Genomic DNA, 12,382 nt, shown 5'->3' with positions numbered 1-12,382 from the left:
ACGTCACCTCCGTCCTTTCGAGGCGGACTTCTGACCGTCCCCGTCGTTGTGTCCGTCATCCGTCTCCGGGATGTCGGCAGCGTCGTCCGGCGCGCGGCCGGCGGCTTTCGCCCGGCGCAGCGCCTCGCGGATGAGATCGTCCGTAAGCACGAGCCGCGCCTCGCTGATGTCCGCGATCGGCAGCGCCACGCGCACGGGCTCGTCCTTCTTGGCGTCATCGCGGCGCAGGATGGCGTTGAGGCCTTCCGCGCCCTCGATCACCCCCTTGAAGCGCTTCCGCCCCTCGACCGGGACCTCCATCTCCACCTTGGCGAGATGTCCGGCCCAGCGCGCGAAGTCCGAGACCCTGACCAGGGGGCGATCGATCCCCGGCGAGGAGAGCTCGAGATTGTAGGCGCGGTCGATCGGATCCTCGATGTCGAGCACGGGCGAGATCGCCTTGGAGGCCACTTCGCAGTCGTCCACCGTGAACGTGCCGTCAGCGCGCTCCGCCATGATCTGCAGCGTGTAGCCGTCCCGGCCCGAGCTCTTCACCCGAACGAGCCGGAAGCCGAGATCGAGCAGCGTCGGAGCCACGATGGCGGCGACGCGAGCGTCAACGCCGCTCTCCGTCACGAGCCGCGGCTCGTCGAGCGGACTTTCGGTGTCGAGCGGGAAACCGTCTGCCATGAGCCTAAATGGTTTTGGAGCGGGCCCTGGTGGACCCACCCTCGAAGGGCCCTTACGAGCCAGTCGACGATGTCTTGAATGTCCGTGATATACGCTCCGCGCCCGGGGATCGCAAGGCCCGCGCCGCCGGCCGCCCGCGCAACCCGGCGTTAATGCCCGGAACAGAAGCTCGGGCGCTTCTTCGAAATCCCTGCACCGCTTCGTGGGATCCCCCCATGTTCCCCCCGCTAGCCCTGAGCAAAGGAAAAGCCTTCCTCGTGAGACATAGGGTCAAGATCCTGGACGGCGGGCTGCTGCTCGCGCTGCTCGCGGCCGCGACGCTCTTCGCCTTCGAGTTCGACGTCTTCCAGCATCTGGGACGCGAGACGGAATCGCAGGAGAGGGTGGAACTCGACGAGCTCATGGCTCTGTCCACCCTGAGCATGCTGGCCGTCCTGACGTTCTTCTGGAGGCGCGCCCGCGACCACAAGCGGGAAAACGAGCGGAGGATCGCCGCGGAGGAGGAGGTGATGAGGCTCGCCCTGCAGGATCCGCTGACAGGGCTGCCGAACCGGCGCCGCTTCGAAGAAGCCCTGAGGGCCGCGTTGCTGGCGCTGCCGCCGGAGCCCGAGGCGCACGCGCTGCTGATGATCGACCTTAACGGGTTCAAGAAGATCAACGACATCCATGGTCATCCGGTCGGCGACCAGGTGCTGGTCCATATCGGCGCGCGGCTCCTGCGGGCGGTCCGCGAGCAGGATCTGGTGGCGCGGCTCGGCGGCGACGAGTTCGTCATCCTCTCGCGGAACGTGGAGGGAGCTGAGGGCGCGGCCAACATCGCCCGCCGGGTCCTGGACAGCCTCGACGAGCCGGTCGTCACCTCGAGCGGAAGCCACGCGATCGGGCTCGGGATCGGCGTGGCCCTCGCGCCGCAGGACGCGACGACCGCCGACGAACTGGTCCGGAAAGCCGACGTCGCGCTCTATCGCGCCAAGGCGGAGCCGGCCTCCAGCGTCCGCTTCTTCGAGCCGGCGATGGACGTGCAACTGCAGCAGCGCGACGAGCTGGAGCGCGCCATCCGGGGCGCCGTGGAGGCTGACGAGATCCAGCTGCGCTTTCAGCCCGTCGCCCGCATCGGCGGCGGCATCGCGGCCTTCGAGGCGTCGCCGCTGTGGTCCCATCCGAAGTTCGGCGAGATCGCAGCGGATCGGCTGTCGCCGATCGCGGAAGGAGCCGGGGTTCTGCCGCGCCTCACCGAGCAGCTGCTCCGCCGCGGTTGCGGAGCCGCGACCGCCTGGCCGGATTGGGTCAGGCTGTCGCTCGACCTTCCGGGCGCGCTGCTGCGGGACAGGAGCTTCGCCGACCGCATCCTCGCCGTGCTGCGCGAGACCGGGCTTCCGCCTCAACGGCTGAAGATCGAGATCGACGAGGGCGCGCTGATCCGCGACGCGGAAGCCGCCGAGATCCTGATCACGCCGCTGCGGGCGGCGGGCATTTCGATCGTCGCGGACAATTTCGGCACCGGCTACTCGGACCTCAGGAACCTGCAGCGCCTCAAGCTCGACGGCATCAAGATCGACGGCAGCTTCGTCGCCGCTATGGAGCACGACCGGCAGGCGGCCGTGATGGTGCGCACGCTGATCGGCATCGGCCAGGGCCTGGACCTCTCCGTGATCGCGGACGGGGTGGCCACGAAGGCGCAGACCGAGGAGCTTGCGCGCCAGGGCTGCCAGCAGGCCCAGGGCGAGCTGATCGGCTCGCCGGTCTCGGCCGAGCAGGCTCGCGCGATGGTCGGGAACGGCCATCGCAGCGAGAGCTTCGCCGGCTGACCTGATACACGCCTGAAGCGCGCGCCGCCGCGCGCTCGTTTCCGGCTTACGGAGGAAGCCCCATGCCTGACGTCCGCGCCATCTGCGCCATCGGCCTCCGCGGCCAGCTCGGCCTCAACGGCCACCTTCCCTGGGAAGGCGACCAGCGGCCGGAGTTCACCGCCGATGTCGCCCGCTTCTTCGACATCACCCGGGGCCATGTGCTGATCGCCGGCCCGACGACGATCGGGGCGGTTCCGGACTGGGCGAAGAAGCAGATGACGACCTTCGTGATCCGCTCGCACATGGACCCCCGCGAGGTCCTGAGGCAGTTCCGCGGCCGCGTCGTCTATATGGGCGGCGGCCCCAAGGCCTGGGACGTCTACGCGCCGTTCATCCGGCACTGGGACATCAACCGGCTGCCCTATGACGGCGAGGCGGATCGCTGGTTCAAGCCCGAGTGGCTCGTCGCGGGCGGCACCAGCGTCGACTAGTCGCCGGCGTCCTGCGCCTCGCCCAGTCGGTCCGCCAGGTCTCCCACATTGCCGGCGAGGTTACGCAGCGCGAAGACGACGCCCATGGCCGGCACGGCGGCCCCTATATCGACCGACTCGTCGCCGTGGCGAAGACGGGAGACGGCGGCGTCGAGGCCGGCGAGCCGCGCCTCCACCTTCGAGCGCCCCTGTCCGGCCGAACGTCCCGCGGCGATGTCGTCGAGCATATCGGCGACCGCCAGGATCATGTCGTCCGGGACCTGCCCCAGCAGTTCGCGCGGAGCGTCCGAGGTCGCGAGCGTCCGGCCCACTGCGACCGCGTCATTGCGCACGCGCCACAAGGCTCTCGCGAGCGCCGCTCCGGCCTCCGCGGCGTCGCGTCCGCCGGGCGCCCGCTTGGCGTCCGCGACCGCCTTCTCGAACGCGGCGAGCTTGCGCCGGATGGCTTCCTGGGCCCCGAGCAGCGCCCGCATCGCCTCGGGGGCGGGCTGGCGACCGGGCGCGCCGCGCAGCACTTTCGCGATATCGCCGGCGATGGCGCGGGCCTCCCGGGCGAGATCCCGGTCGATCGTCGTCGGAAACACCACCAGGGTGGTGATCACGCCGATCACGCAGCCGACCAGCACCTCGAAGATGCGGTCGAAGGCCGTATCGAGCGTGTTCCCGTTGCTCGCGGTCGCGACAAGCAGGATCGCGGCCGTGATTGGCGCGATCCTCAGCATCGGCCGTCCGGCCGCCGCGAAGGCGAGCGCCGCCACCGTGACGGTGAGCGTGACGGAGGTTCCAAGCAGCGTATGCGGATGCAGGAACGCCGCCACCCCGCCCACGACGGACCCGACCACGGTGCCGACCGCCCGCTCCTGAGCGGCCGCGACCGTGCCGCCAAGGTTCGCCTGCACGACGATCAGCGCGGTGATCACGCTCCAGTAGCCCTGGGGCAGTTGCAGCAGCGTGGCGATCACGAACGCGGCGCCCGCGGCCGTCGCGACCCTGATCGCGAAGCGCATGTCCACGGCGTACCGGGCGGGAAAGCGAACTTGCATGGCGGCCGCGCTTTCAGGGAGCCGGTTACCTGTGCCGCCGGCGCCTGTTTGACCAGCCCCGCCGGCCCAGTCCGCCGGCGCATCGGGAAGATGCGCTCGCGGCGTATTCTCTTGGGGCCGGTTTCGCGGTAAGGCTTGGCCCGTGAAGGTCGGCGAGAGCCGACCGCGGGAGTCGCCAGATCCGGCCGTAATGACAGCCAGCCGCCCAAAACTGTTCGTCAAGTCCTACGGCTGTCAGATGAACGTCTACGACGCGGATCGCATGGCGGACGCGCTTGCGCCCGACGGCTACGTCGCGGCCGACGGCGTCGACGATGCCGACGTCATCGTGCTCAACACCTGCCACATCCGCGAGAAGGCGTCCGAGAAGGTCTATTCCGAACTCGGGCGCATCCGGAAGATGAAGGCCGAGACCGGGCGCTCCCCTGTGGTCGCCGTGGCCGGCTGCGTCGCGCAGGCGGAAGGCGCCGAGATCCTGCGCCGGGCCCCGGTGGTGGATCTGGTGGTCGGGCCGCAGAGCTATCAGCGCCTGCCGGAATTGCTGCGCGAAGCGAAGGCCGGCGGCCGCCCGGTCGACACCGAATTCGCGGTCGAGGACAAGTTCGAGCGGCTGGCGGCCCCGACCCCCAAGGCGATCCGCGGCCGTGGCGTGACCGCCTTCGTCACGGTGCAGGAAGGCTGCGACAAGTTCTGCACGTTCTGCGTCGTGCCCTATACGCGAGGCGCCGAGGCGTCGCGGCCGGTGTCGCAGATCGTCGCCGAGACGGAGCGCCTGGTGGCGGCGGGCGTCCGGGAGGTCACGCTGCTGGGGCAGAACGTCGACGCCTATCACGGCGAGGGGCCGGACGGCCGCGACTGGTCGCTCGCGCGCCTGCTCTACGAGCTCGCGGAGATCCCGGGGCTCGCCAGGCTTCGCTATACGACGAGCCACCCGCGCGACATGGCTGACGACCTGATCGCCGCCCACCGCGATCTCGGCAAGCTGATGCCCTATCTGCACCTGCCGGTGCAGTCGGGCTCCGACCGCATCCTGGCGGCGATGAACCGCAAGCACACCGCGGCGGACTATCTGCGGCTGGTGGAGCGCATTCGCGCCGCCCGTCCGGACCTCGCCCTGTCGGGCGATTTCATCGTTGGGTTTCCGGGGGAGACCGACGCGGATTTCGAGGCGACGCTCGCCATCGCTCGGGAGGCCGCCTACGCGAGCGCCTTCACGTTCAAGTACAGTCCGCGCCCCGGCACCCCGGCGGCGGACCGTGCGGGGCAAGTCGACGAGGGCCTCAAGACCGAGCGGCTGCTCCGCCTGCAGGCGTTGATCACTGAACAACAGGCCGCCTTCGCGCGTTCTCTCGTCGGTCGGCGCATCGACGTGCTGCTTGACCGGCCCGGCCGTCACCCCGGGCAGATCGCGGGTCGTTCGCCCTATCTTCAGCCTGTGCAACTGGTCGGGCCGGGCGCCGAGGCAGGCGACGTCATCGAGGCGGTGGTCACCGATGTGGGCCCCAACAGCCTGTTCGCCGCGCCTGCGGGCGACGCGCGCGGATCTTCAGCCCGGCTCGCGGAGACCGCTATTTGAGCGCTGAGACCATCGTGCGCGGCTTCGACCCGCTGCGTGGACCCGCCTCCCGGCAAGCCCCAGGCGTCCGCGGCGCCGCGGCCCCGGGAGAAGTGGTCCTCGCGTTCGAGGACAACCGTCACGCGTCGAGCCTGTTCGGCTCGCATGACCAGAACCTCGCATTCCTCGAGCGCCGGCTGAGCGTCGAGGCGACGGTGCGCGGAAACCATGTGGCGCTGCGCGGCCCGATCGAGGCCTGCCAGCAGGCCCGGAAGGTCCTCGAAAGCCTCTATGACCGCGTCCGCCGCGGCGAGAGCGTCGCGCTCGGCGACGTCGACGGCGCGATCCGGATGACGACCGCGCAGGGCCAGCTGTTTCCGTCCGACGGCGACGGGCCCCGTCCGGGCTTCACCCAGGTCTCGACCCGCAAGAAGACGATCGTCGCCCGCACCGGGGCGCAGGACGCCTATATGCGGGCGCTCGCCCGCCACGAACTGGTGTTCGCCACCGGCCCCGCCGGGACCGGCAAGACATACATCGCCGTCGCCTGGGCGGCGGCGCTGATCGAGCGCGGCGAGGCCGACCGCATCATCCTCTCCCGCCCGGCGGTCGAGGCCGGCGAGCGGCTCGGCTTCCTTCCCGGCGACATGAAGGAGAAGGTCGACCCCTATCTCCGTCCGCTTTACGATGCGCTCTACGACGTGATGCCGCCCGAGAAGGTCGAGCGCGGCATGGCTTCGGGCATGATCGAGATCGCGCCGCTCGCCTTCATGCGCGGTCGGACGCTCGCCAACGCCGTCGTGCTGCTCGATGAGGCCCAGAACACTTCTTCGATGCAGATGAAGATGTTTCTCACCCGGCTCGGCGAGAACAGCCGCATGATCATCACCGGCGACCCGACCCAGATCGATCTTCCGTCCGGCCAGGTCTCCGGCCTCGCCGAGGCGATCGGCCTCCTCGAGGAGGTCGAAGGCGTCGGCGTCACGCGCTTCACGGCCGCCGACGTGGTGCGCCACGAGCTCGTCGCCCGCATCGTTCGCGCCTATGAGGGCGCGCATCCGAGCCAGAACCCGTGACCCTCGAGCCATGAGCCCGGATCGACCTACTCCCGTCGCGCTCGAGGTCGAGCGCGACAGCGACCTCTGGAGCGTTCTGCCGGAGGCGGAGGCGATCATCGCGAAAGCCGTGAGCGCGGCCTTCGCGGAAGCCGGATTGCTCGCGCGTCCCGACGCCGAGCTCGCCGTGACGCTCGCGGACGACGCGCGGGTCCGCTCCCTCAACGCCGAGTGGCGGGCCAAGGATCGCCCGACCAACGTCCTCACCTTCCCGGCGGTCGAGCCGGACGAGACGGCGGAAGCGCCGATGCTCGGCGACGTCATCCTCGCCTTCGAGACCGTCGCGCGCGAGGCCCGCGATGAGCAGAAGACGCTGGGCGATCACGTCGCGCACCTCACCATCCACGGCGTCCTGCATCTCTTTGGCTTCGATCATCTCGAGGATGACGAAGCCGACGCCATGGAGGCGATCGAGATCCGGGCCCTGGCCCGCATCGGAGTCGCCGACCCTTATGCGGCCATCGTCGAAACCCCCACGAACAGCTGAGCCGACCTCCCCGATGCCCCCTTCAGAACGCCATGCCCGCCCTGGCGCAGCGGTCCTCGCAACCGGCGAGGCGCGCGACAACTGGCTGGAGCGGCTGCGGACCTTCGTCGGGTTCGGCTCGCACCCGACGGCCCGCGAGGACATAGCGGAGGCGCTCGAGGAGGCGGCCGAGGATTCCTCGGTGAACGCCCAGGAGCGCACGCTGCTCCGCAACGTGCTGGCCCTGCGGGAGACCAGGGTGCACGACGTCATGGTGCACCGCGCCGACGTGGTGGCCGTCTCCGAAGACGTCACCTTCGGCCAGTTGCTGCTGACCTTCGCGGAGGGCGGCCACTCGCGGCTGCCGATTCACCAGGGCTCGCTCGATGAGCCGAAGGGCATGGTCCATGTGAAGGACGCGCTCGCGCTGTTCGCCCAGAAGGTGCATGGCGGCGAATCCGTGCTGGACCCCGGCGGCGTCGATCTCAGCGCGCGCATCGCGGATCTCGACCTCGTCCGTCCGGTGATCTTCGCGCCGCCCTCGATGCCGGTCTCGGACCTGCTGGCGCGGATGCAGTCGCTGCACATCCACCTCGCCCTGGTGATCGACGAGTATGGCGGAGTGGACGGACTGGTGACGATCGAGGATCTGGTCGAGACGATCGTCGGCGAGATCGAGGACGAGCACGACGAGTCCGTGGTGGCGAGCGTCCGGCCGGACGGTCAGGGTGGCTTCATCGCCGACGCGCGGGCGCCGCTCGATGAGGTCGCCGAAGCCGTCGGCCCGAGCTTCGACGTCGCTCCCTTCCGCGACGAGGTCGACACGATCGGCGGCCTTATCGTCACGCTCGCCGGCCGCGTCCCAGCGCCGGGCGACGTGGTGGAAGGCCCCGGCGGGCACCGGCTCGAGGTGCGGGACGCTGATCCCAGGCGCGTGATCGAGGTCGGCATCGACGGCCCGAGGCCCGAGCACGATCTTGGCGAATCGGCTACGCCCGGAGACGCCGCTGACGCGGCCTGAGCCCTCAGCCGCGAAGCCCGCCGTATGACGCGCCGTTCCCCCGGGCTTCTCGCTCTCGCCAGCTGGATCACGCTCACGCATGGTTGGCGGCGCGCGGCCGTCGCGGCCGCCGCCGGCGCGGCCTCAGCTCTCGCGATGCCGCCGTTCCACGGCTGGCCCGTGCTCGCCCTGACGCTGCCCTTCGCGGTGTGGCTGATCGACGGCGCCGCCGCGACGTCGCGGCTGCGGTCCGCGCTGGTCGCCGGCTGGATCGGCTGGTGCTTCGGCTTCGGATACTTCCTCGCCGGCCTGTGGTGGATCGGCTCGGCCTTCCTGGTCGACGCGGACGTCTTCGGCTGGCTGATGCCGTTCGCGGTGGCCGGGCTCCCGGCCCTGCTGGGCGGCTTCACGGCGGCCGGGTTCGCGCTCGCGCGCCTGTTCTGGACGCCGGGCTGGCCGCGGATTCTGGTGTTCGCGACGGCGCTTGGCCTCACGGAGCTGGCGCGAGGCCATCTCTTCACCGGCTTTCCCTGGAACTCCTTCGGCTACGCGCTGGCCGACCAGCTCTGGCTCGGCCAGTTCGCCTCGGTGGTCGGCGTCGAAGGCCTGACCTTCGTGGCGCTCGCGATCTTCGCCGCGCCGGCGGCGCTCGTCGACGCCGGCCGCGGGGGCCCGCGGCTGGTCGCAGTCGCCGGCCTCGCCCTGCTTGCGCTCGCCGGGTTCGGAGCCCTCCGGCTCGCGGGCGCGGAGGCGGGCGTCGACCCGCGGCTCAAGGTCCGGGTTCTGCAGCCCGAGATCCCGCAGGACATGAAGTCGCAGGACTCCGAGCGCGACACGATCATGGACACCTATATCGCGCTGTCGGACGAAGCGCGCGGCCCTGGGCGTAGCGGCTTCGCGGATGTCGGACTGCTGGTGTGGCCCGAATCCGCCTTCCCGTTCCTGCTGTCGCGGACGCCGGACGCGCTCGCGCGGATCGGCCGCAGCCTGGCGCCGGGCTCCGTGCTGGTGACCGGCTCGGTGCGCGGAGAGCGGCGGCCGGACGGTTCCGGGGCCGATTTCTGGAATTCGCTCCACATGGTGGCGGACGACGGCTCGATCCTCGCCACCTACGACAAGATCCACCTCGTGCCGTTCGGGGAGTTCCTGCCCTTCCAGGCGCTGCTCGAATCGATCGGCCTCGAGCAGCTGACCCGACAGCGGGGCGGCTTCGCGACCGGCGACCGGCGATCGATCATTTCGCTCCCTCAGGGCCCTCGTTTCCGACCGCTGATCTGCTACGAGGCGATCTTCCCCGAGGAGATCGCCTCGGACGAAGAACGGCCCGACTTCCTGCTCAACATCACCAATGACGCGTGGTTCGGACGCACCCCTGGACCCTACCAGCATGCCGCTCAGGCGCGGGTGCGGGCAGTCGAGCAGGGACTTCCGATGGTGCGCTCCGCCAATGGCGGCGTGTCGTCGGTGGTAGACGCCTATGGCCGTACCATCGCGACGCTGCCGCTCGGCGCGCGTGACGTTTTGGACGCGCCTTTGCCTCTTCCGATCGCGCCGACGATCTTCGTCACAACCTGCGGTCTTCTTTACCTGTGCTTTCCCGTGATTTTCGGCGTTCTCGTATTCACGTTTCGGAAGCGGGTTTGACAAGCCTCAGGCGAGATGACCATCTACGGCCTCAAGCCGCCTCGGCGGCGCTCCGCAGAGCGCCAGCGGCGTTCGTGCGCGTGAAACAGGAGTTGTACGGCGGGGGCGACGCCGCACGATCGGTTGCTAGGAGAATTCAGATGATTAAGAAGACGCCCAACCCGGTCGACAAGCATGTCGGCAGCCGGGTAAGAATGCGGCGCGTCTTGATCGGCATGAGCCAAGAAAAGCTCGGTGAAGCGCTTGGCATCACCTTCCAGCAGATTCAGAAATACGAAAAGGGCACGAACCGCATCGGCGCGAGCCGGATGCAGCAGATCGCCACTGTCATGGGCGTGCCGGTTTCGTACTTCTTCGACGACGCTCCGGGCTCCGAATCCCGGAGCGAAGGCTTCGGGGAGAGCCAGGGCTCGGACTACGTGGTCGACTTCCTGACGACGACCGAGGGGCTTCAGCTCAACAAGTCCTTCGTCCGCATCCAGGACGCGAAGGTTCGGCGGAAGATCGTGGATCTTGTCGCCGCCCTGGCCGATCAGGAACTCAAGTCGGCCTGACGGCCGCACGGGTTAGCCGCGCCCCGATCCGGCGCGGCCCCCATGAGCTCGGCTTGACCGTTTTCGCCGCATCTGCGAAATCACGAGAGCGTTCGGCAAACCGAACGCTCTCGTCGTTCAACCGGTCCGGGGGAGCTGCCATTGGCCCGCGCTGATTACCTCTTTACGAGCGAGTCTGTATCCGAAGGCCACCCCGACAAGGTGAGCGACCGCATCTCCGATGAGGTCGTGGACATCTATCTGGGCGCCGAGCCGGAAGCCCGCGTCGCCTGCGAGACGCTGTGCACCACGAACCGCGTGGTCATCGCCGGCGAGGTTCGCGGCCCTGACAGCATCACCTCGGAGCAGATCGTCGAGGCCGCCCGCGCGGCGATCAAGGACATCGGCTACGAGCAGGAAGGCTTCCACTGGGAGAAGGCCGACGTCTCGGTCTACCTGCACGCCCAGTCCGCCCATATCGCGCAGGGCGTCGACGCCGGCGGCAACAAGGACGAGGGCGCCGGCGACCAGGGCATCATGTTCGGCTACGCCTGCCGCGAGACCCCGTCGCTGATGCCGGCGCCGCTCTATTACTCGCACAAGATTCTCGAGCGGCTCGCTCAGGTGCGCCATTCGGGTCAGGAGCCGACGCTCGCCCCCGACGCGAAGAGCCAGGTCACCGTGCGCTACGCCGGCGGCAAGCCGGTCGGCGTGACGTCGATCGTGCTCTCCACCCAGCACACCGATGAGAACCAGAGCTCGCGCGACATCCGCGCGATCGTCGAGCCCTATATCCGCGAGACGCTGCCCGAGGGCTGGATCTCCGACGAGACCGTCTGGCACGTGAACCCGACCGGCTCCTTCGTGATCGGCGGCCCGGACGGCGACTGCGGCCTCACCGGCCGCAAGATCATCGTCGACACCTACGGCGGCGCTGCGCCGCACGGCGGCGGCGCCTTCTCGGGCAAGGATCCCACCAAGGTCGACCGCTCGGCCGCCTACGCGGCGCGCTACCTGGCCAAGAACGTGGTGGCCGCGGGCCTCGCGGATCGCGCGACGATCCAGCTGTCCTACGCGATCGGCGTGTCCGAGCCTCTCTCGGTCTATGTCGACCTGCACGGCACCGGCCAGGTGGACGAGGCGAAGCTCGAGAAGACGCTGAGCGAGGTCATGAGCCTCAGCCCGCGCGGCATCCGCACGAAGCTGAACCTCAACCGTCCGATCTACGCCCGCACCGCGGCCTACGGCCATTTCGGCCGCGAGCCCGACGCCGACGGCGGCTTCTCCTGGGAGAAGACCGACCTCGCCGACGCGCTGAAGTCCGCGCTGTCCTGATCAGCCGGCGGCCTCCGGGCCGCCGCCTCCCCTGACGGCGGCTTGAAGCATGTCCGAAGACGCGCGCCCCGGCGGCTCCTTTTTCGGACGGCGCCGCGGCAAGCCCCTGCGGGCCGGCCGCGCCGCCACCGTGGCCGAGAGCTACCCGCGGCTGCGCGTCGATCCCGACGCGCTGCCCGACGATCTGGCGCAGCTGTTTCCCGATGACGTCCGGGAGGTCCGGCTCGAGATCGGGTTCGGCGGCGCGGAGCATCTGCTGCACCGCGCCCAGGAGAACCCCGATGTCGGCTTCATCGGGGTCGAGCCCTTTGTGGACGGCCTCGCCAAGGGCGTCGCCGGCGTCGAACGCCTCGGACTGACCAACGTCCGCCTCTATGACGACGACGCGACCAAGCTGCTCGACAGGCTGCCGAGCGGCTCCGTCGCGGCCGTCGACCTGCTCTATCCCGATCCGTGGCCGAAGACCCGGCACTGGAAGCGCCGCTTCGTCTCGGACGAGAACCTGCGCCGTCTGGCGCGGGTGATGAAGCCGGGCGCCCCGTTCCGCTTCGCCTCCGACATCGACTCCTATGTGGGCTGGACGCTCGCCCATGCGCGGCGGTCGCCGGAGTTCGAATGGACCGCGGAGGCGGCGAACGACTGGCGCGAGCCGTGGGCCGGCTGGCCCGGCACCCGATACGAGGCGAAGGCGATCCGCGAGGGCCGGCGCGGCGTCTACCTCACCTTCAGCCGCCTCTGAGC

12 protein-coding genes are annotated in these 12,382 nt (G+C 69.7%); 10 read left to right on the top strand and 2 right to left on the bottom strand.

Annotation, left to right across the window (positions count from 1 at the left end; translation table 11 throughout):
- Positions 1 to 3 precede the first annotated feature (3 nt).
- A complete protein-coding gene (rimP, locus tag GGR24_RS09320) occupies positions 4 to 669 on the bottom strand; it encodes a ribosome maturation factor RimP (protein ID WP_183395055.1) in 666 nt (221 codons plus the stop codon).
- A gap of 257 nt (positions 670 to 926) precedes the next feature.
- Here rimP and GGR24_RS09315 point away from each other — a divergent pair, with 257 nt between their 5' ends.
- Positions 927 to 2,477, top strand: a complete 1,551-nt coding sequence (locus GGR24_RS09315; RefSeq protein WP_183395054.1) for an EAL domain-containing protein — start codon at positions 927 to 929, stop codon at positions 2,475 to 2,477.
- Positions 2,478 to 2,539: 62 nt separating this feature from the next.
- Positions 2,540 to 2,950, top strand: coding sequence for a diacylglycerol kinase (locus GGR24_RS09310; protein ID WP_183395053.1), 411 nt, complete (start codon positions 2,540 to 2,542; stop codon positions 2,948 to 2,950).
- Here the strand turns inward: GGR24_RS09310 and GGR24_RS09305 are convergent.
- Positions 2,947 to 3,993: an FUSC family protein gene (locus tag GGR24_RS09305; RefSeq protein WP_183395052.1), complete on the bottom strand. Its 1,047-nt coding sequence runs from the start codon at positions 3,991 to 3,993 to the stop codon at positions 2,947 to 2,949. The two genes, GGR24_RS09310 and GGR24_RS09305, sit on opposite strands and share 4 nt — an antisense overlap.
- Before the next feature lie 190 nt (positions 3,994 to 4,183).
- On the opposite strand from GGR24_RS09305, the gene miaB reads away from it, so the two are divergent.
- The 8 genes from miaB to trmB all read left to right on the top strand — a co-directional run bounded on the left by miaB (position 4,184) and on the right by trmB (position 12,380).
- The gene (gene miaB / locus GGR24_RS09300) at positions 4,184 to 5,569 is read left to right on the top strand and encodes a tRNA (N6-isopentenyl adenosine(37)-C2)-methylthiotransferase MiaB (RefSeq protein WP_183395051.1); all 1,386 of its coding nucleotides are present in this window, start codon (positions 4,184 to 4,186) and stop codon (positions 5,567 to 5,569) included.
- Positions 5,566 to 6,624 (top strand): PhoH family protein, encoded by a 1,059-nt coding sequence (locus tag GGR24_RS09295; RefSeq protein ID WP_183395050.1) that lies wholly within the window; start codon positions 5,566 to 5,568, stop codon positions 6,622 to 6,624. The genes miaB and GGR24_RS09295 overlap by 4 nt, the downstream gene beginning before the upstream one ends.
- A gap of 10 nt (positions 6,625 to 6,634) precedes the next feature.
- Complete coding sequence (gene ybeY, locus GGR24_RS09290; protein ID WP_183395049.1) at positions 6,635 to 7,150, top strand: rRNA maturation RNase YbeY; 516 nt, start codon at positions 6,635 to 6,637, stop codon at positions 7,148 to 7,150.
- 13 nt (positions 7,151 to 7,163) lie between these two features.
- Complete coding sequence (locus tag GGR24_RS09285) at positions 7,164 to 8,150, top strand: hemolysin family protein (protein WP_183395048.1); 987 nt, start codon at positions 7,164 to 7,166, stop codon at positions 8,148 to 8,150.
- A 24-nt stretch (positions 8,151 to 8,174) separates the two neighbouring features.
- Positions 8,175 to 9,773 (top strand): apolipoprotein N-acyltransferase, encoded by a 1,599-nt coding sequence (gene lnt, locus GGR24_RS09280; RefSeq protein ID WP_183395047.1) that lies wholly within the window; start codon positions 8,175 to 8,177, stop codon positions 9,771 to 9,773.
- Between the two features lie 140 nt (positions 9,774 to 9,913).
- Complete coding sequence (locus GGR24_RS09275) at positions 9,914 to 10,327, top strand: helix-turn-helix domain-containing protein (protein WP_183395046.1); 414 nt, start codon at positions 9,914 to 9,916, stop codon at positions 10,325 to 10,327.
- 141 nt (positions 10,328 to 10,468) lie between these two features.
- Positions 10,469 to 11,641 carry a methionine adenosyltransferase gene (metK, locus tag GGR24_RS09270; protein WP_183395045.1) on the top strand — a complete coding sequence of 391 codons (1,173 nt, stop codon included), beginning with the start codon at positions 10,469 to 10,471 and terminating at the stop codon, positions 11,639 to 11,641.
- A 49-nt stretch (positions 11,642 to 11,690) separates the two neighbouring features.
- On the top strand, positions 11,691 to 12,380 hold the full coding sequence (trmB, locus tag GGR24_RS09265; protein WP_183395044.1) for a tRNA (guanine(46)-N(7))-methyltransferase TrmB: 690 nt from the start codon (positions 11,691 to 11,693) through the stop codon (positions 12,378 to 12,380).
- Positions 12,381 to 12,382 lie beyond the last annotated feature (2 nt).

Origin of the sequence: Hansschlegelia beijingensis (genome assembly GCF_014196425.1) — a bacterium.
GTDB lineage: Bacteria > Pseudomonadota > Alphaproteobacteria > Rhizobiales > Methylopilaceae > Methylopila > Methylopila beijingensis.
Note: the sequence above shows the minus strand (reverse complement) of the source record. Positions and strands in the feature narration are given on the sequence as shown.

What these genes read in the sequence shown, in the direction of transcription:
- rimP (WP_183395055.1), bottom strand. Translation starts at nt 669, where the DNA reads ATGGCAGACGGTTTCCCGCTCGACACCGAAAGTCCGCTCGACGAGCCG.
- miaB (WP_183395051.1), top strand. Translation starts at nt 4,184, where the DNA reads ATGACAGCCAGCCGCCCAAAACTGTTCGTCAAGTCCTACGGCTGTCAG.
- GGR24_RS09285 (WP_183395048.1), top strand. Translation starts at nt 7,164, where the DNA reads ATGCCCCCTTCAGAACGCCATGCCCGCCCTGGCGCAGCGGTCCTCGCA.
- GGR24_RS09310 (WP_183395053.1), top strand. Translation starts at nt 2,540, where the DNA reads ATGCCTGACGTCCGCGCCATCTGCGCCATCGGCCTCCGCGGCCAGCTC.
- lnt (WP_183395047.1), top strand. Translation starts at nt 8,175, where the DNA reads ATGACGCGCCGTTCCCCCGGGCTTCTCGCTCTCGCCAGCTGGATCACG.
- ybeY (WP_183395049.1), top strand. Translation starts at nt 6,635, where the DNA reads ATGAGCCCGGATCGACCTACTCCCGTCGCGCTCGAGGTCGAGCGCGAC.
- GGR24_RS09275 (WP_183395046.1), top strand. Translation starts at nt 9,914, where the DNA reads ATGATTAAGAAGACGCCCAACCCGGTCGACAAGCATGTCGGCAGCCGG.
- trmB (WP_183395044.1), top strand. Translation starts at nt 11,691, where the DNA reads ATGTCCGAAGACGCGCGCCCCGGCGGCTCCTTTTTCGGACGGCGCCGC.
- GGR24_RS09305 (WP_183395052.1), bottom strand. Translation starts at nt 3,993, where the DNA reads ATGCAAGTTCGCTTTCCCGCCCGGTACGCCGTGGACATGCGCTTCGCG.